This window comes from Variovorax sp. GW823-FHT04B03 (genome assembly GCF_058796495.1).
The window spans coordinates 933,502-951,527 of the sequence record NZ_JBXAIT010000001.1 but is presented as its reverse complement, the minus strand read 5'-3'; the positions used below and the strand labels follow the sequence as shown (position 1 = coordinate 951,527).

14 protein-coding genes are annotated in these 18,026 nt (G+C 69.4%); 9 read left to right on the top strand and 5 right to left on the bottom strand.

Annotated features, from left to right (window positions below):
• The first annotated feature begins 1 nt into the window (after position 1).
• From AC1RAD_RS04255 to AC1RAD_RS04220, 8 genes are all read left to right on the top strand, one after another.
• Positions 2-901 (top strand): 5'-nucleotidase, encoded by a 900-nt coding sequence (locus tag AC1RAD_RS04255; RefSeq protein ID WP_070060017.1) that lies wholly within the window; start codon positions 2-4, stop codon positions 899-901.
• Between the two features lie 466 nt (positions 902-1,367).
• On the top strand, positions 1,368-3,425 hold the full coding sequence (locus AC1RAD_RS04250; RefSeq protein WP_492734031.1) for a LamG-like jellyroll fold domain-containing protein: 2,058 nt from the start codon (positions 1,368-1,370) through the stop codon (positions 3,423-3,425).
• A gap of 50 nt (positions 3,426-3,475) precedes the next feature.
• The gene (locus AC1RAD_RS04245) at positions 3,476-3,652 is read left to right on the top strand and encodes a hypothetical protein (RefSeq protein WP_185993741.1); all 177 of its coding nucleotides are present in this window, start codon (positions 3,476-3,478) and stop codon (positions 3,650-3,652) included.
• A 32-nt stretch (positions 3,653-3,684) separates the two neighbouring features.
• Positions 3,685-5,904 (top strand): phosphocholine-specific phospholipase C, encoded by a 2,220-nt coding sequence (locus AC1RAD_RS04240; protein ID WP_492734548.1) that lies wholly within the window; start codon positions 3,685-3,687, stop codon positions 5,902-5,904.
• Positions 5,905-5,919: 15 nt separating this feature from the next.
• The gene (locus tag AC1RAD_RS04235; protein ID WP_492734030.1) at positions 5,920-8,163 is read left to right on the top strand and encodes a phosphocholine-specific phospholipase C; all 2,244 of its coding nucleotides are present in this window, start codon (positions 5,920-5,922) and stop codon (positions 8,161-8,163) included.
• 48 nt (positions 8,164-8,211) lie between these two features.
• A complete protein-coding gene (locus AC1RAD_RS04230) occupies positions 8,212-9,114 on the top strand; it encodes a LysR substrate-binding domain-containing protein (protein ID WP_492734029.1) in 903 nt (300 codons plus the stop codon).
• Between the two features lie 119 nt (positions 9,115-9,233).
• A complete protein-coding gene (locus AC1RAD_RS04225; protein WP_492732148.1) occupies positions 9,234-10,649 on the top strand; it encodes a nucleobase:cation symporter-2 family protein in 1,416 nt (471 codons plus the stop codon).
• Positions 10,646-12,082 carry an 8-oxoguanine deaminase gene (locus AC1RAD_RS04220; protein ID WP_492734028.1) on the top strand — a complete coding sequence of 479 codons (1,437 nt, stop codon included), beginning with the start codon at positions 10,646-10,648 and terminating at the stop codon, positions 12,080-12,082. The genes AC1RAD_RS04225 and AC1RAD_RS04220 overlap by 4 nt, the downstream gene beginning before the upstream one ends.
• A gap of 21 nt (positions 12,083-12,103) precedes the next feature.
• Here the strand turns inward: AC1RAD_RS04220 and AC1RAD_RS04215 are convergent, their stop codons facing one another.
• Genes AC1RAD_RS04215 through AC1RAD_RS04205 form a run of 3 tightly spaced genes read right to left on the bottom strand, consistent with a single transcriptional unit; the run spans position 12,104 to position 14,323 of the window.
• Complete coding sequence (locus tag AC1RAD_RS04215; protein WP_492732151.1) at positions 12,104-13,402, bottom strand: c-type cytochrome; 1,299 nt, start codon at positions 13,400-13,402, stop codon at positions 12,104-12,106.
• 7 nt (positions 13,403-13,409) lie between these two features.
• Entirely contained in the window at positions 13,410-14,135 is a 726-nt protein-coding gene (locus tag AC1RAD_RS04210) for a c-type cytochrome (RefSeq protein WP_492734027.1), read from the bottom strand.
• The gene (locus AC1RAD_RS04205; protein WP_056573062.1) at positions 14,135-14,323 is read right to left on the bottom strand and encodes a DUF2970 domain-containing protein; all 189 of its coding nucleotides are present in this window, start codon (positions 14,321-14,323) and stop codon (positions 14,135-14,137) included. The genes AC1RAD_RS04210 and AC1RAD_RS04205 overlap by 1 nt, the downstream gene beginning before the upstream one ends.
• 99 nt (positions 14,324-14,422) lie before the next feature.
• On the opposite strand from AC1RAD_RS04205, the gene AC1RAD_RS04200 reads away from it, so the two are divergent.
• A complete protein-coding gene (locus AC1RAD_RS04200; RefSeq protein ID WP_492734026.1) occupies positions 14,423-15,844 on the top strand; it encodes an aminotransferase-like domain-containing protein in 1,422 nt (473 codons plus the stop codon).
• Between the two features lie 47 nt (positions 15,845-15,891).
• Here the strand turns inward: AC1RAD_RS04200 and AC1RAD_RS04195 are convergent, their stop codons facing one another.
• Positions 15,892-17,415 (bottom strand): tripartite tricarboxylate transporter permease, encoded by a 1,524-nt coding sequence (locus AC1RAD_RS04195; protein ID WP_492734025.1) that lies wholly within the window; start codon positions 17,413-17,415, stop codon positions 15,892-15,894.
• 10 nt (positions 17,416-17,425) lie between these two features.
• Positions 17,426-17,848, bottom strand: a complete 423-nt coding sequence (locus AC1RAD_RS04190; protein WP_354345540.1) for a tripartite tricarboxylate transporter TctB family protein — start codon at positions 17,846-17,848, stop codon at positions 17,426-17,428.
• Positions 17,849-18,026 lie beyond the last annotated feature (178 nt).

The window sequence follows — 18,026 nt, the reverse complement described above, 5'->3', positions numbered from 1 at the left end:
CATGCCCGTAACGCTCGAAGACAAACTCGTGGTCGCGATCTCCTCGCGCGCCCTGTTCAACCTCGAAGAAGAAAACAAGATCTTCGAGGCCGGCGACAACGAGGGCTACATGAAGCTGCAGCTCGACCGCATCGATGAGCCGGCCGCCCCCGGCATCGCGTCGTCGCTGATCCGCAAGCTGCTGCGCTTCAACGAAGACGGCGTGCAGCGCGTCGAGGTGGTCATTCTTTCGCGCAACGACCCGGTGTCGGGGATGCGCATCTTCAAGTCGAGCGCAGCGGCCGACATCAAGCTGCAGCGCGGCGTGTTCACGCAGGGCCGCCCGCCTTTCGGCTACCTGCGCCCGCTGCGCGCGCACCTGTTCCTGTCGGTCAACGCGCAAGACGTGCGCGAGGCACTCGCCGCAGGCTTCCCCGCCGCGCGCGTGCTGGTCGAATCGGTGAAGGCCAGCGATGCGTGGCCGAACGAAGTGCGCATCGCCTTCGACGGTGATGCCGTGCTGTTCAGCGACGAGGCCGAGCGCGTGTTCCAGGCCGAGGGCCTCGACGCCTTCCAGGCGCACGAACTCAGCAAGGCCGACCTGCCCCTGCCCGAAGGCCCGTTCAAGCCGCTGCTGATGGCCTTGCACCGCCTGCAGATGGCGGGCAATGCGCAGATGCGCATCCGCACCGCGCTGGTCACGGCGCGCAGCGCACCGGCGCACGAGCGCGCGATCCGCACGCTCATGAAGTGGAACATCCGCGTCGACGAAGCGATGTTCCTCGGCGGCCTGCCCAAGGGCGAGTTCCTGCGCGAGTTCGAGCCCGACTTCTTCTTCGACGACCAGACCGGCCACGTCGACGCGGCCTCGCGGCATGTGCCTGCGGGGCATGTATCGAGCGGCATCAGCAACGAGCCCTGACGCCGTTCAGGGCGCGATCCCGCCGACGGGGCACCTTGCTCCGCGAATGTCCCCCGGCCTTCGGCCTCCTCCTTGATTTCGCTGCGCAAGGCACCCCATCGACGTGATCGATGGGCAGTGCGGTCGTTGATCGGCCAACACCACAGCCGCGCCTCTTGTGCGCAGGGCACTGGGTACTCCCCGCAGCGAAATTAAGGGGGAGGCCGCAGGCCGGAGGACATTCGCGGAGGGGAGTACCCGGTGTCCTGTGCACGCGCCACAGCCCCTCTTTCGCGGTCTCCACGAAGCCGCAGACCAGCGCGTTGTCACACGCGTTTCGTCCCACTGTCATCGCTCGTTCACTGCCGAGTAACGGGTTCTCCCTAGTCTTGTCGCCTGTCCGGTGCGCAGTGCCTTCGTGGCACTTTTTTTTCGCGCCGGCCTTTCACCTCCCTCGACAGACAACAAGAACCGAACGGCTTTTCCGATGCGTCCGACTCCTTCTACGCACGCCGCGCCTCTCACGCGCTGGCTGTTGCCCCTTGCGATTTCCGCCGCGCTCGCGGCCTGCGGCGGTGGAGGCGGCGGTGGCGTTGCCTTTCCCCCCATCAGCGGCACCCCGACGCCGCCCCCGAGCAGCACGCCCAACGAAGGCAAGAGCGGACCGAAGGCGCTGATCGTCGAGATCGACGGCCTCACCCATGCCGTCTTGCGCGACGCCATCGCACAGAAGAAGGTGCCGGCCGCGCTGCAATCGCTGCAGCTCGCTCCCGCATGGACCGGCGGCACCGACGGCGCGCTCAGCGAGCAGCCCGCCACCGACGGCCCCGGCTGGGCCACGCTGCTGACCGGCACCTGGGTGCCGCGCCACGCGGTGCGCGCCGACACCGCGGACCAACGCATCGACGCCAAGCTCGCGCCCTCGGTCTTCGCCTTCGCGAAGCAGAAGAAGGACGCGGGCTACCTCACCGCATCGGTCACCGCCAACACGCTCTATCCGAACCTGCTGCTCGCAGAAACCGGCACGCTCGACACCGCCGTCGACTGCGCCGGCGCCGACGCCTGCGTGACCGCCAACACCACGCGCCTGATCGGCGCTGGCTACGACCTGCTCGTGGCGCAGTACAGCGCGCCCGCCGCCGCGGCCGTCAACGGCCTGCGCAGCGACAGCTACCAACGCGCCGTCTCCGACACCGCAACGGCCGTCGGCCAGCTGCTCGCGCGCATCGCGCAACGCACGGCCAACGACGCGAAGGAAGACTGGCTCGTGATCCTCACGACCGGCCATGGCCTCGATGCCTTCGGCGGCGTCACCAGCCTGAAGGACGTCGACAACAAGACCGTCTTCATCGCCAGCAACAAGACCCTGCCCGCGCTGCCCGCCGTCGGCGCCGCCTCGCCGGCCGACGACACCGCGCTGCGCCAGTCGGCCGCCGCGACCGACATCGCGCCCACGGTGCTGCGGCACCTCGGCGCACTGCCCGCGACCGCGGCCTACAACCTCAACGGCCAGGCCCTGCAGGCCACCACCGCCGTGCAGCAGCTCGCGGCCCGCACCAGCGCCGACCGCAGCAGCATCGAACTCTCGTGGACGCTCGCGGGCGACCTCGGCGGCCCGGTGCAGGTGCTGCGCGACGGCAAGCCCATCGCCACGCTGCCGGCCGGTGCCACACGCTACACCGACCCGGTCAAGGCCGCGGCCGACGGCCTCTACGCGTTCCAGTACACGGTCGCCGCCGGTGGCGCCAGCGTCTCGGTCTCCGCGCAGATCGCCTACGTGAAGGTGGGCCTGGTCAACCTGTTCCCGCTCGACGCACTGCCCGCGCTGGACCTCAACGCCACCGCGACGCTCGCGCCCATGGCCGCGGATGCCGATGGCGGCTCGCTCGTGGCCGACGACAACTTCCTTCCACCCTACCGCGTGCAGGCGTTGCGCGTGGACAGCCGCATCAAGAACGCGAGCGGCATGGCCGGCTACAAGCTGCTGCAGACGCGCGACGTGACCACGGCACCCGCCGTGGCCGCCTTCACCTTCGGCTTCTGGCTGCGCACCGACGCCACCTGCAGCCAGGGCGTGAGCAACGGCGCGTCGGTCATCGCCAACAAGAACTACGACACCGGCGACAACGCCGGCCTGGCGCTCGGCCTGTTCAGCAACTGCGAACTGCGCTTCAACACCGGCACCGGCAGCGGCCGCGGCGAGATCAAGGGCAAGCACTTCCTGAGCGCGGGCCGCTGGGCCTACGTGGCGATGGTCGTCGACAAGGCCGGCAAGAACATGAGCGGCTATGTGTTCGACCCCGTGAAGGGCACGCAGACCGGCAGCGTCGCGCTCTCGAATGCGCTGGTCGCCGCGCTCGGCGGCCTGGGCAAGGGCATCGCCCTGAACGAAGACGCCACCGGCCTGTACTACCAGCGCTGGTCGGCCTCGCCGCGCGGCGCGATGGACTTCAACGACTTCGCGATCTGGAACCGCGCGCTCACCGCCGAAGAGCTCACGGCCATCTACACCTCGGGCCAGCCGCTGTCGGCACTGGCGCCCTGATTACTCCGATCACCCCGATCTCCACGACATCACAAAGAGAGGATCACCCCATGCTGCTCCAAGCTTCCCTCCCCGCGCGCCTGCTGGCCGCCTTCCTCCTGGCCTGCACGCTGTCCGCCTGCGGCGGCAGCGACAACGGCGGCGGCGGCATTCCGCCCGTCATCACGCCGCAACCGCAGCCCCAACCCGAGCCCGGCGTCAAGCCCGAAATGCGCTGCGCACCGTGACACGCGACGTCATGACATCCCACGACAAGACCATGAATTCACGCCGCAAATTCCTCACGGGCACCGCCACCACCGGCGCCGCCGCCCTCGCACTCTCGGCCTTCCCGCCGAGCATCCGCCGCGCCCTGGCCATTCCGGCCAACAACAAGACCGGCACCATCAAGGACGTCGAGCACATCGTCATCCTGATGCAGGAGAACCGTTCGTTCGACCACTACTTCGGCACGCTGGCCGGCGTGCGTGGCTTCGGCGATCGCTTCACCATTCCGCTGCCGGGCGGGCGCAACGTCTGGCAGCAGGCCGACGAGACGGGCGCGCCCGTGCTGCCCTACCACCTGGACCAGACCAAGGGCAACGCACAGCGCGTCGCCGGCACGCCGCACGACTGGAACGACGGCCAGAACGCCTGGGACGGCGGCCGCGCGTACCAGTGGGTCAAGTACAAGAAGACCGGCACCGCGCCGTACACCCAGGCCATGGGCTACCTCGAGCAGGCCGAGCTGCCGTACCAGTTCGCGCTGGCCAACGCCTTCACGCTGTGCGACGGCTACCACTGCAGCATGCACACCGGCACCAACTCGAACCGCATGTTCCACTGGACCGGCACCAACGGCCCCACGGGTGCGAACGTGGCCTCGGTCACCAACGAGTGGGACGACAGCTACACGCCGCCCTCGACCACCGGCTACGAGTGGAAGACCTTCCCCGAGCGCCTGCAGGCCGCCGGCGTCAGCTGGATCGTGTATGAAAACATGCGCGACAACTTCGGCGACAACCCGCTGGTCGGCTTCAAGCAGTACCGCCAGGCCAGCGAGGCCTCGGGCAAGCCGATCAAGAACACCGGCCCGGTGCCGGCCTACGACCCGGCCAGCGACGATGCCGGCAACCCGCTGTACAAGGGCATCGCCAACACGATGCCCGGCGCCAACGTGGACGAGTACCTGAACGCCTTCCGCAACGACGTGAAGAACGGCAAGCTGCCGCAGGTGTCGTGGATCATCGCGCCCGCCACCTACTCGGAGCACCCCGGACCGTCGAGCCCGGTCGAAGGCGGCTGGTACATCCAGGAAACGCTCGATGCCCTCACCGCCGTGCCCGAGGTGTGGAGCAAGACCGTGCTGCTCATCAACTTCGACGAGAACGACGGCTACTTCGACCACTATCCCTCGCCCGCCGCGCCCTCGCTCAACCCCGACGGCTCGCCCGCCGGCAAGACGACGCTGCCCGAGGCCGACATCGCCTTCGAACGCTTCACGCACCCCAAGCCGCCGGGCACCACCAAGCAGCCCGCACCCGACGGCCGCGTCTACGGCCCCGGCGTGCGCGTGCCGATGTACGTGATCTCGCCCTGGAGCCGCGGCGGCTGGGTGAACTCGCAGGCCTTCGACCACACCTCGGTGATCCGCTTCATCGAGGCGCGCTTCGGCGTGAAGGAGCCGAACATCTCGCCGTTCCGCCGCGCGGTGTGCGGCGACCTCACGAGCGCCTTCAACTTCGCCACGCCCAACAACGAAGTGCTGCCGACGCTGGCCGGCCGCACGACCCGTACGCAGGCGAACGACAAGCGCGCGGCGCAGGAAGCCCAGGCGCAGGTCCCGATACCCGCCACGCCGCAGCTGCCGCGCCAGGCCGCCGGCACGCGCCCTTCGCGCGCCCTGCCCTACGAACTGCACGTGAGCGCGCGCAACGACGCCACCAGCGGCAAGGTGCGGCTGCTGTTCGCCAACACCGGCAAGGCCGCCGCCGTGTTCCATGTGTACGACAAGCTCAACCTGGAACGCCTGCCGCGCCGCTACATGGTCGAGGCCGGCAAGACGCTGGACGACACCTGGAACGCGATGCTCGACAACACGGGCTTCTACGACCTGTGGGTGCTCGGCCCCAATGGCTTCCACCGCCATTTCCGCGGCGACCTGAACAGCCTGCGCGCCGGCGATGCGCCCAACCCCGAAGTGCGCGTGTGCTACGACATCGCCAACGGCAACGTCTACCTGCAGATGCTCAACGGCGGCCGCAACGCCTGCAAGTTCACCGTGCGCCCCCGGGCCTACCGCACCGACGGCCCGTGGACCGCGACCGTGGCCGGCGGCACCTCGGCCGAGCAGCACTGGGACCTGGCCGCCAGCGGCGCCTGGTACGACTTCGAAGTGACCTGCGACGCCGACACCAGCTACTACCGCCGCTTCGCGGGCCGCGTGGAAACCGGCCGGCATTCGGTGAGCGACCCGGCCATGGGCACGGCCGCCGCCTGAGGCCAGGGTGACACCATGACCTCCCGCCGCCACTTCCTCACCGGCACCGCCACCACCGGTGCCGCCGCGCTCGCGCTCTCGGCCTTTCCGCCGAGCATCCGGCGCGCACTGGCCATTCCGGCCAACAACAAGACCGGCACGATCAAGGACGTCGAGCACGTCGTGATCCTGATGCAGGAGAACCGTTCGTTCGACCACTACTTCGGCACGCTCGCCGGCGTGCGTGGCTTCGGCGACCGCTTCCCCATTCCGCTGCCCAAGGGCCTCAACGTCTGGCAGCAAAGCGATGCCAACGGCAACGTGGTGCTGCCCTACCACTTCGACAGCCGCAAGGGCAACGCACAGCGCGACGGCGGCACGCCGCACGACTGGGACGACAGCCAGCAGGCCTGGGGCGGCGGCCGCATGAACGAATGGGCGCGCTACAAGACGCCCAAGGCCATGGGCTACCACAAGCAGGCCGAGATCCCGTTCCAGTTCGCGCTGGCCGATGCCTTCACGCTGTGCGATGCGTACCACTGCGCGATGCACACCGGCACCGACGCGAACCGCTCGTTCCACATCACCGGCACCAACGGCCCGACCGCGCAGAACGTGGCCTTCGTCAGCAACGAGTGGGACTGGCTGGACGCCACCCCCAGCAAGGTCGACACCGGCTACACGTGGAAGACCTACGCCGAGCGCCTCGAAGATGCCGGCGTGAGCTGGATCTGCTACCAGAACATGCCCGACGAATGGGGCGACAACATGCTGGGCGCGTTCCGCCAGTTCCGCCGCGCCAACCGCGCGTCGCCCTACCCGGTGACCAGCGGCTACTACAAGGCGCCGTTTTCCGACACGGGCCAGAAGCTTCCCTTCCACGCCTACGACGCGGCCAGCGACAACCCCGGCAACCCGCTGTACAAGGGCATCGCCAACACGCTGCCCGGCGACAAGCCCGAGGACTACCTGGACGCGTTCCGGCGCGACATCAAGGCCGGCCGCCTGCCGCAGGTGAGCTGGATCAACGCGCCCTCCGCCTACTGCGAGCATCCGGGCCCGTCCAGCCCGGTGCAGGGCGCATGGTTCATCCAGGAAATCCTCGATGCGCTCACCGCCGTGCCCGAGGTGTGGAGCAAGACCGTGCTGCTGGTGAACTTCGACGAGAACGACGGCTACTTCGACCACATGCCCTCGCCCTCGGCGCCTTCGCTCAATCCCGACAAGACGCCGGCCGGCAAGACCACGCTCGCCGCCGACGACCTGAAGGCCGAGTACTTCACGCAGCCGGCACCCGACGGCAGCACCTCGCAACCGAAGCCCGACAGCCGCGTGTTCGGCCCCGGCCCGCGCGTGCCGCTGTACGTGATCTCGCCCTGGAGCCGCGGCGGCTGGGTCAGCTCGCAGGCCTTCGACCACACCTCGGTGCTGCGCTTCCTCGAAACGCGCTTCGGTGTGAAGGAGCCCAACATCTCGCCGTTCCGCCGCGCGGTGTGCGGCGACCTCACGAGCGCCTTCAACTTCGCCACGCCGAACACCGAGGCCCCGCCCACACTCGCGGGCAAACTGAGCCGGACCGACGCCGACAAGGTGCGCAACGACCAGCAGGCACTGCCGCTGGTGCCGCTGCCGACCGATCCGCAGCTGCCGCGCCAGGCCACCGGCACGCGCCCGTCGCGCGCCCTGCCCTACGAGCTGCACACGAGCGCCAGGGCCGACACCCTCGCCGGCATCGTGAAGCTGGTCTTCTCGAACACCGGCAAGGCCGCCGCCGTGTTCCATGTGTACGACAAGCTCAACCTCGACCGCCTGCCGCGCCGCTACATGGTCGAGCCCGGCAAGACGCTCGACGACAGCTGGGCCGCTGCGACCGACAACAGCGGCTTCTACGACCTGTGGGTGCTCGGCCCCAACGGCTACCACCGCCACTTCAAAGGCGACCTCAACCGCCTGCGCGCCGGCGGCGTGGCCGCGCCCGAGGTGCGTGTCTGCTACGACATCGCCAACGGCAACGTCTACCTGCAGATGCGCAACGACGGCAAGGCCGCGTGCAAGTTCACGGTGCGCGCCAAGGCTTACCGCGACGACGGCCCGTGGAACGCCACGGTGAACGGCGGCGCCCAGGCCGAACAGCACTGGGAACTCGCCACCAGCGGCCAGTGGTACGACTTCGCCGTCACCTGCGACAGCGACCCGGCCTTCTACCGCCGCTTCGCCGGCCGCGTGGAAACCGGCAGGCACACGGTCAGCGATCCGGCGATGGGCTTGCCCGACCTCTGAAGACGTAGGCATGATCCCCCCGCGCCCGCCAGCGGCGCGGGGGAATTCATGCACGCCAAGGTCATCCGGTACTTCGTCGAAGTGGTTCGCGCGGGCTCGATCCGCAAGGCGGCCGAGCAGTTGCACGTGGTGCCCACGGCCGTCAACCGCCAGATCCTCAACCTCGAGGAAGAACTGGGCGCGCCGCTGTTCGAGCGCATCCACAACACGCTCAAGCTCACGCCCGTGGGCGAGATCGTGCTGGCGCACGCGCGCGGCACGCTGCGCGAGTTCGACCTCGTGCGCCAGCGCATCGAGGACGTGCGCGGCCTGCGCCAGGGCGAGGTCACGCTGGCCACCACCGCCGGCCTGGCCGACGCCTTCCTGCCGGCCGTGGTGCAGCGCTTTCGCGCGGCGCACCCGGGCATCCAGCTGAAGCTGCTGGGCCTGCCCATCGCGGCCGTGCTGCGCAGCGTGGCCGAAGGCGATGCCGACCTGGCGCTGGCCTACGACGTGCCCGGCACGGCCGGCTTTCGCACGCTGTTCAGCAGCGAGTGGCCGATCGGCGCGGTGGTGCCGCCGGGCCATCCGCTCACGGCGCATGCGACCGCGCTGCTGGCGGAGTGCGTGGGCTACCCGCTGATCCTGCCCGCGCCGTCGCTGTCGATCCGCCCGATCCTCGATGCCGCCTTCGAGCGCTCGGCCATCCGCGTGTCGCCGGTGGTCGAGACCACGTCCACCGCGCTGATGCGCCGGCTGGTGCGCGACGGCGGCGGCATCACGCTGCTGAACCGCCTGGACGTGGACGAGGAGCGCAACGACGGCAGCCTCGTCTTCGTGCCGCTGCGCGACACCACGCTGCGCGCCCAGACGCTCACGCTCGAGACCCGCGCCGCGCAGGCGCCGAGCGCCGCGGCCGAGCTGTTCGCGAACCACTTGGTGGCCTGCCTGGACGACCTGCTGGCGCCCTGACATTCGCCCTTCGATGACCGTCCACTTTTTGTGCACAGGGCGCGTCATTTATTGACTTTGCATGTGCAAAGACATCGCTCCTAGACTGCCGCGCCGGTTCATCGGCAGGAAAGGTTCCCATGTTCTCGAACGATAAAAAGACCCCCGCAGGAGACGGCGAAGGGGTCGACCAGAAGCTTCCGCTCGCCCGCTGCGGCGCATTGAGCCTGCAGCACGTGCTCGTGATGTACGCAGGCACGGTGGCCGTGCCGCTCATCGTGGGCGGCGCGCTCGGCCTCTCGAAGGCCGACATCGCGTTCCTCATCAACGCCGACCTGTTCGCCGCCGGCATCGCCACGCTGGTGCAGGCCATCGGCTTCTGGCGCTTCGGCATCCGCATGCCGGTGATGATGGGCGTGACCTTCGCGGCCGTCGGGCCGATGATCGCCATCGGCATGGACCCCTCGCTCGGGCTGCCCGCCATCTACGGCGCGACCATCGTGGCGGGCGTGTTCGGCATGCTCGTCGCGCCGCTCATGGGGCGCGTGCTGGGCGTGTTTCCGCCGCTGGTCACAGGCACGGTCATCACGCTGATCGGCGTGTCGCTCATGGGCGTGGCCATCAACTGGGCGGCCGGCGGCCAGCCCACCGCGACCCGCATGGTCGACGGCGTGGCGCACGCGGTGGCCAACCCGGCCTACGGCGAGCCGGTGAACCTGGCGATTGCCGCGGCCGTGCTGGCGGTGATCATCGCGATCACGCGCTTCGGCAAGGGCCTCATCGCCAACATCGCGGTGCTGCTGGGCATCGTGTTCGGCGTGGGCCTGTCGCTGGCGCTCGGGCGCATGCACTTCGACGGGCTCGAGGAAGCGAGCTGGATGGCCGTGACCACGCCCTTCCACTTCGGCCTGCCGCGCTTCGAGCTCACGGCCATCGCCTCGATGTGCATCGTGATGCTCATCACGCTGGTCGAATCCACCGGCATGTTCCTCGCGCTGGGCGAGATCACCGGCCGCAAGGTGACGACCGACGCGCTCACGCGCGGGCTGCGCGCCGACGGGCTGGGCACGGTCATCGGCGGCGTGTTCAACACCTTCCCCTACACCTCGTTCTCGCAGAACGTGGGGCTGGTCACGGTGACGGGCGTGCGCTCGCGCTACGTGGCGGCGGGCGGTGGCCTGATGCTGATCGCGCTGGCGCTCTTTCCGAAGATCGCGCACATCGTGGCCTCGGTGCCGCAGTTCGTGCTCGGCGGCGCGGGCATCGTGATGTTCGGCATGGTGGCGGCCACAGGCGTGCGCATCCTGGGCGCGATCGACTATGCGCACAACCGCCATGCGCTGTACGTGATCGCTATCTCCATCGGCCTGGGCCTGGTGCCCACGCTGTCGCCCAACTTCTTCCAGCACTTCCCCGCCTGGACCCATCCGCTGACACACAGCGGCATCGTGCTGGGCACGCTGGCCGCGGTGCTGCTCAATCTTTTCTACAACGGCGTGCTGTCGAAGGAACGCTCCTTCGCGATGGCGGCGCGCACTTCGCACGGTACCGAATGACTTTCCAGAACCCTTCGTCCTCTTCACCGCAGCGCCCGCCGCTGCTGATCGTCCGCCACGCCGACGTGCTCGTCACCATGGACGCCGCGCGGCGCGAGATCGCCGACGGCGCCGTGGTGATGGACGGCCCCGCCGTCGCCTGGGTGGGCGCCACGGCCGAGCTGCCGGCGGCGTACCTCGACGCGCTGCGCAGCGGCCAGGCCGAGGCCATCGACATGCACGGCCATGTCGTGATGCCCGGGCTGGTGAACACGCACCACCACATGTACCAAAGCCTCACGCGTGCCGTTCCCGAGGCACAGGACGCCGAGCTCTTCGGGTGGCTCACCCACCTGTACCTGCTGTGGGCGCGGCTCACGCCCGAGATGATCCGCGTGTCGACGCAGACCGCCATGGCCGAGCTCATGCGCTCGGGCTGCACCACCACCAGCGACCACCTCTACCTGTTCCCGAACGGCTCGCGGCTCGACGACTCGATCGAGGCCGCCGACGCCATGGGCATGCGCTTTCACGCGGCGCGCGGCAGCATGAGCGTGGGCCGCAGCGCCGGCGGCCTGCCGCCCGACGAGGTGGTGGAGACCGAGGCCGCGATCCTGCGCGACAGCGAGCGCCTCATCGACCGCTGGCACAACCCCGCGCGCCATTCGATGCGCCGCATCGTGCTGGCGCCCTGCTCGCCGTTCTCGGTGTCGCGCGACCTGATGCGGCTGTCGGCCGAGCTGGCGCGCGAGCGTGGCGTGTCGCTGCACACGCACCTGGCCGAGAACGACAACGACGTCGCCTACTCGCGCGAGAAGTTCGGCATGACGCCGGCCGAGTACGCCGAAGACCTGGGCTGGGTCGGCCACGACGTGTGGCACGCGCACTGCGTGAAGCTCGACGACGCCGGCATCGCGCTCTTCGGGCGCACCGGCACCGGCGTGGCGCACTGCCCGTGCTCGAACATGCGGCTGGCCTCAGGCATCGCGCCCATCGGCGCGATGCGGCGCGCGGGCGTGCCCGTGGGCCTGGGCGTGGACGGCAGCGCGTCGAACGACGGCGCGCACATGCTGGGCGAGGCACGCCAGGCGATGCTGTTGCAGCGCGTGGGCTACGGCCCCGCCGCCATGACGGCGCGCGAGGCGCTGGAGATCGCCACGCTCGACGGCGCCCGCGTGCTCGGGCGCGACGACATCGGTGCGCTGACGCCGGGCATGTCGGCCGACCTCGTGGCCTTCGACATGCGCGGCGTGGACCACGCGGGCGCCTGGCACGACCCGGTCGCGGCGCTGGTGTTCTGCACGCCGGTGTCGGCGGCGCTGAGCGTGATCGACGGCGTGGTCCGCATCCGCGACGGGCGCTTCACGGGCTTCGAGCTGGCGCCGCTGCTGGCCACGCACCGCGACCTGGCGCGCACGCTGTACGAGAGTGCGCGCCATCCGCATACCGCCTGAAAAAGCGGTGCGCCGTGCGCGTCAGCGGCGCATCGTGTCCAGCTGCGTGACCGGCGCGGCGTTGTTGCCCCACGACCCGCGGATGTAGGTCAGCACCTCGGCCACCTCGGTGGCGTCGAGCGCGTGTCCGAACGGCGGCATGCCGTAGGGGCGCGGGTTGCCGGCCGTCGCGGGCAGGAAGCCGCCGTGCGCGACCACCTGGATGAGGTTGGTGGGCCGCGCCATCGTCACCGCGCGGTTGCCGGCGAGCGGTGGGTAGGCGCCGGCCGCGCCCTGGCCCTGGTCGCCGTGGCAGTAGGCGCAGCGCTGATCGTAGATCTTCGCGCCGCGCACCATGGCGCCGGCGTCGCGCCGCACCGGCGTGGCGGGGGCCTTCTGGGCTGCGGGCGCATCCTGCTTCACGGCCTCGGGCAGGTCCTTCAGATAGATCGCCATCGCGCCCAGATCGGCGTCGCTCAGGTACTGCGTGCTGCGGAACACGACGTCGGCCATCGGGCCCATCACCGAGCCCCGCGGGGCGGTGCCGGTCTTGAGCAGCGCCACGACATCGGCCGCAGGCCAGTCGGCCACACCCGCTTCGTGCGGATCGGCCAGCGAGGGCGCGTACCAGTTCTCCACCGCGATCAGGCCGCCCGAGAGCCCCAGCTTGGTTTCGGTCGCGCCCAGCGAGTTGCGGCTGCCGTGGCAGGCGATGCAGTGGCCCAGCCCGCCCACGAGGTAGGCGCCGCGGTTCCATTCGGCCGGCTTGTTCGCGTTCGCCACGAAGGGCTGCGGCTTGAACGAGAGCGCGCGCCACACCGCGAGCGCGGCCTGCGTGTCGTACGGGAAGCGCAGGCGGTGCGCCTTGTTTTCCGTGGTGGCGGGCGCCACGCTGCGCAGGTAGGCGTACAGGGCGTCGGAGTCTTCGCGCGTGACCTGCGTGAAGTTCGGGTACGGGAAGGCCGGGTACAGCAGGCGCCCGTCCTTGCTGCGGCCGTTGTGCATGGCGCGCCAGAAATGCGCGCTGCTCCAGCCTCCGATGCCGTGCGTCGCATCGGGCGTGAGGTTGGTCGCGTAGATGGTGCCGAACGGCGTTTCGAGCGGCACGCCGCCCGCGTAGGGCTGGCCGCCGCGCGTGGTGTGGCAGCCGGCGCAGTTGCCCGCCAGCGCGAGGTAGCGCCCGCGCTCGACCAGCTGCGGCGTGACTTCGAAGGCTTCGGCGCGTTCGGGCAGCGGGTCTTCGCCGCGCAGGTTCAGCGCCAGCACGACGCCGGCCAACACGGCCGCCAGGGTGACCAGGCCCAACAGGGCCCAGCCGAAATGTCTCAGTCGCGCGGTCATCGGGTTCTCAGGGTTTCGCCGCGGTGGGCATGCCGCCGCAGGTCACGGGCAGCGGCGCGGGCAGCGAGGCTGCCGGGCGGGTGTCGGCCGGCATCGGTTGCACGGCCAGCCAGCTGGCCACGGCGTTGATGTCGGCGGTGGTCATGCGCTGGCCGATCTGCGCCATGCAGTCGGGCGCGGGCGCGTGGCGCTCCTTGGTGAGCCAGGCGCCGAGCTGCGACGACACATACAGCCGCGGCAGGCCCAGCAGGCCCGGAATGGCCGGCTGCACGCCCGTGAGCGCGGCGCCGTGACACTGCACGCAGGCCGGGATCTGGCGCGCGGCATCGCCTTCGAGCGCCAGCTGGCGGCCACGGCGCAGCTGCTCGGGCGAGGCGTCGCTCTGCGGCGAGACCGCCGCGTACGGCAGCGACAGGTTGGCGAAGTACTCGGCCATCTCGCGCAGGTAGTCGTCCGACAGGTGCTGGACCATGTAGGTCATGTCGCTGTTGAAGCGGCGCCCGTCGCGAAAACTCACGAGCTGGTTGAACAGGTAGCCCGCCGGCTTGCCCGCCAGGCGCGGGAAGAAACCGGCGTTGGTGGTGGCGCCCTCGCGCCCGTGGCAGGCGATGCAGGCGGCCACGCGCTGCTCGATGGTGTCGGGCACGGTGGTGGTGGCGGCCTGCGCCGCAATCGGGGCAAGCGGCAACAGCAGCGCCAGGGCCAGCGCGGCCCAGTGGAGCACGGCCTTCATCACGTGCCTGCCGCGAAATGCGCCAGGGCCAGCAGGCCCGCGATCAGCAGCAGGGCCATGCACAGCCCCACGCCGATCAGCGGCAGGATGCCCAGCTGGGCGGTCCGCTTGTCGGCGTCGGCCCGGCGGCCGCCCAGCCCGATGAAGCTCCAGAGTACGGCGCGCACCGCGCGCATCAGATTGAACATGGGTCCACTGTCGCGCAAACGGGGCAAAAAAAACAGATGCAGATCCAGCTCGATTCACCATATCAGATTAGAGTCCCCGCGAATGACAACGGCCCACCGATGAAGCGTTATGAAGCCCTGGCCTCGGACATCGAGGCCTCGATCCGCAACGGCACCCTCAAGACCGGCGACCGCCTGCCCTCCGTGCGTCACACGGGCAGCAGCCGCGGCGTGAGCGCCTCCACCGTGTTCCAAGCCTACTACCTGCTGGAGGCGCGCGGGCTGGTGCGCGCGCGCGACCGCTCGGGCTACTACGTGGCCGGCGGCGGCCTGCGCGACGCGCCGCCCGAGACCACCCTGACCTCGCGCCCCGCCGAGGGCCCGCGCGCGCTCGAGGTGAGCGACCAGGTGTTCGACATCCTCGAGGCCAGCATGTCGCGGCAGGTCGTGCCCTTCGGCTCGGCCTTTCCGAGCCCGCTGCTGTTTCCGCTGGCGCGGCTGGGCCAGTTCATGGCCGCCAGCGCCAAGTCGCTCGACCCGTGGCGCACCGTGGACGACCTCACGCCCGGCAGCGCGGCCCTGCGCCGGCAGATCGCGCTGCGCTACCTGGCCGACGGCCTGCCCGTGCCGGCCGAGGAGATCGTGGTCACCAACGGCGCGCTCGAGGCGCTCAACCTGTGCCTCTCGGCCGTGACGCGGCCGGGCGACGCGGTGATCGTCGAGTCGCCCACCTTCTATGCCGCGCTGCAGGCGCTCGAACGCATGGGCCTGCGCGCCATCGAGGTGCCGACGCACCCGGGCGAAGGCATCGACCTCGACGCGCTGGCGCAGGCCATCGCCGCGCACAAGCCGACCGCCTGCTGGCTCATGACCACCTTCCAGAACCCGCTGGGCAGCCTCATGCCCGACGCGAAGAAGAAGGCGCTGGTCGAACTGCTCGCGCGCCATGAGTTGCCGCTGATCGAGGACGACGTGTACGCCGAGCTCTACTTCGGCGAGCGCCGCCCGCCGCCGGCCAAGGCCTTCGACACGCAGGGGCTGGTGCTGCACTGCTCGTCGTTCTCGAAAAGCCTCGCACCCGGCTACCGCATCGGCTGGGCCTCGGCCGGACGCTTCGCGCGCAAGGTGGCGCGCCAGAAGCTCACGACCACGCTCAGCACCTCGGTGCCCGCGCAGCTGGCGCTGGCCGACTACCTCGAGAAAGGCGGCTTCGACAAGCACCTGCGCAAGCTGCGCCAGACGCTCGCAATGCAGCAGGCCACCTTCGCGCAGGCCGTGGGGCACTACTTTCCGGCGGGTACGCGCGCCACGCGGCCGTTGGGCGGGTACTTCCTGTGGGTCGAGCTGCCGCCGCAGGTGGATGCGCTGGAGATCCATCGCCTGGCGCTGGAGCGCGGCATCAGCGTCGCGCCCGGCCCGATCTTCTCGGCCACGCGTGCGTTCGCCAACTGCCTGCGGCTGAACTACGGCCACGCGTGGGACGCGCACAGCGAGCAGGCCTTGCAGACGCTCGGGCGGCTGGTGGCAGAAGAAGCGAGCTGAAACGACAACGCCCGCCGAAGGGGCGGGCGTTGTTCGGGCATGTCGACCTACTCTTGCGGTTCCAGCGCGACTGCAGCCGGCGCGCCGTTCTTCTTGCGCGCCTGCAGCACGAACGCCACCAGCTGCCACACCACGAAGATCGCGATCAGCCCCAACAGCGTGCCGCTGATGGGCCGCGAGACGAAGGTGCCGAAGCCGCCGCGGCTGAGCAGCATCGCGCGGCGGAAGTTCTCCTCCAACATCGGCCCGAGGATGAAGCCCAGCATGAGCGGCGCGGCATCGAGCTCCAGCCGCATGAACATGTAGCCCATGAAGCCGAACGCGGCGGTGATGAACACGTCCTGCAGGTTGTTGTTCACGCTGTAGGTGCCGATGCAGCAGAAGAACAGGATCGACGGGAACAGCACGCTGTACGGGATCTTGAACACCGAGAGCCAGTAGCGCACCAGCGGCACGTTCAGCACCAGCAGGAACACGTTGCCGATCCACATGCTGGCCACGAGGCCCCAGAACAGCTCGGGGTGGCTGGCGATCATGTTCGGGCCCGGCTGGATGCCCTTGATGATGAAGGCCGCCAGCATCAGCGCCATGACCGCGTTCTCGGGAATGCCGATGCTCATGAGCGGAATGAAGCTCGTGCGCGCCGCCGCCTCGTCGGCCGCCGCCTGGCCGGCCACGCCCTCGATGCAGCCGGTGCCGATCTCGTGCTTGTACTTGCTGACCTTCTTGTCCAGCGCGTACGCCGCGAACTGCGCAATGGTCGGGCCGCCGCCGGGCAGGATGCCCAGGATGGAGCCGACCACGCTGCCGCGCAGCGCGCTGGGAATGATCCGCTTGAACTCCGCCCAGGTGGGAATCAGGTTGATCTTGCCGTTGAAGGGCGAGCGCTCCTCGCGCGAGTCGAGGTTCTTGGTGATCTCGGCGATGCCGAAGCAGCCCAGCGCAATGCTCACGATGCCCACGCCGTCGGTCAGGAACGGCATGTCCATCGTGAAGCGCGCCATGCCGCTGTTCACGTCGGTGCCGATGGTGCCCAGCAGCACGCCGATCATGCACATCGCCAGCCCGTTCAGCAGGCTGCCCGTGGTCACGAAGCTCACGCACACGAAGCCCACCAGCATCATCGCGACGTAGTCCGCCGGGCCGAACAGGAAGGCCACCTCGCCCAGCGTCGGCGCCAGGAACGACAGCACCAGGATCGCGACCGTGCCGCCGATGAAGCTGGAGAAGCCCGCCGTGAACAGCGCCAGGCCCGTCTGGCCCTTGAGCGTCATCGCGTAGCCGTCGATGCAGGCCACGATGCTGCTGGCGTGCGGGATCTTCATCGTGATCGCGCTCACGCTGTCGCCGTACTGCGCACCGTAGTAGATGCCGGCCAGCATGATCAGCGCGCCGGTGGTGGGAATCGAGTACGTCAGCGGCAGCAGCAGGCTGATGGTGGCCAGCGGCCCCAGGCCCGGCAGCAGGCCGACCAGCGTGCCCACCGTGCAGCCGATGGCGCAGTACATCAGGTTGTGCAGTGTCAGGGCGTGCGAGAAACCGAACGCCAGGTTGTTCAGGACTTCCGTCATGGTCGTGGCCTCAGAACAGCGGCAGGTTCAGGCCGAGCAGCTTCTGCAGCGCCAGCGCCATGGCGATCAGGCCCGCCGAGATCTTCACGTTGCGCAGCCACGAGTTGGAGCTGCCCGCGAAGGCCGAACAGAACACCATGAAGACGATGCCCGCGATCATGTTCACGTACATCGAGATCAGCGCGAACCCGCACAGGCTCGACAGGATGAGTCCGATGTTCTTGAAGTTCAGGTCCAGCGTCACCGGCGCCACCACGAACGACCGGACCACCGTGGCCACGCCGATCAGCAGCAGCAGGCTGCTCACCATCACGGGGAACAGGCCCGGCCCCGCCCGGCTGAAATCGCCGATGGGATAGCGCAGCGCGGTCAGGCCGAAGGCCAGCGCGATCGCCATGAGGAACAGACCTCTGACAAGGTTTCTATTTTTCATTCATACGCTCACGGAGTGTTGTGATTCGAATGCGCCCGCGACCGGTGGAACCGGTGCGGGCGTGTCTCCGTCCGGAGGGAAGTTCCGGACGGATCGATGCTCTTTTTGCAAGCTGATCGGAATCTGACGCAGCCGCGAGGGGAACTACGTACCGGGCGCGAAGGCGGTGAGCGCACCC

Excerpts from the sequence above, each read along its gene's own strand:
- AC1RAD_RS04230 (WP_492734029.1), top strand. The coding sequence starts at position 8,212 with ATGCACGCCAAGGTCATCCGGTACTTCGTCGAAGTGGTTCGCGCGGGC.
- AC1RAD_RS04210 (WP_492734027.1), bottom strand. The coding sequence starts at position 14,135 with ATGAAGGCCGTGCTCCACTGGGCCGCGCTGGCCCTGGCGCTGCTGTTG.
- AC1RAD_RS04245 (WP_185993741.1), top strand. The coding sequence starts at position 3,476 with ATGCTGCTCCAAGCTTCCCTCCCCGCGCGCCTGCTGGCCGCCTTCCTC.
- AC1RAD_RS04240 (WP_492734548.1), top strand. The coding sequence starts at position 3,685 with ATGAATTCACGCCGCAAATTCCTCACGGGCACCGCCACCACCGGCGCC.
- AC1RAD_RS04205 (WP_056573062.1), bottom strand. The coding sequence starts at position 14,323 with ATGTTCAATCTGATGCGCGCGGTGCGCGCCGTACTCTGGAGCTTCATC.
- AC1RAD_RS04225 (WP_492732148.1), top strand. The coding sequence starts at position 9,234 with ATGTTCTCGAACGATAAAAAGACCCCCGCAGGAGACGGCGAAGGGGTC.
- AC1RAD_RS04215 (WP_492732151.1), bottom strand. The coding sequence starts at position 13,402 with ATGACCGCGCGACTGAGACATTTCGGCTGGGCCCTGTTGGGCCTGGTC.
- AC1RAD_RS04190 (WP_354345540.1), bottom strand. The coding sequence starts at position 17,848 with ATGAAAAATAGAAACCTTGTCAGAGGTCTGTTCCTCATGGCGATCGCG.
- AC1RAD_RS04235 (WP_492734030.1), top strand. The coding sequence starts at position 5,920 with ATGACCTCCCGCCGCCACTTCCTCACCGGCACCGCCACCACCGGTGCC.
- AC1RAD_RS04250 (WP_492734031.1), top strand. The coding sequence starts at position 1,368 with ATGCGTCCGACTCCTTCTACGCACGCCGCGCCTCTCACGCGCTGGCTG.
- AC1RAD_RS04255 (WP_070060017.1), top strand. The coding sequence starts at position 2 with ATGCCCGTAACGCTCGAAGACAAACTCGTGGTCGCGATCTCCTCGCGC.
- AC1RAD_RS04195 (WP_492734025.1), bottom strand. The coding sequence starts at position 17,415 with ATGACGGAAGTCCTGAACAACCTGGCGTTCGGTTTCTCGCACGCCCTG.
- AC1RAD_RS04220 (WP_492734028.1), top strand. The coding sequence starts at position 10,646 with ATGACTTTCCAGAACCCTTCGTCCTCTTCACCGCAGCGCCCGCCGCTG.
- AC1RAD_RS04200 (WP_492734026.1), top strand. The coding sequence starts at position 14,423 with ATGAAGCGTTATGAAGCCCTGGCCTCGGACATCGAGGCCTCGATCCGC.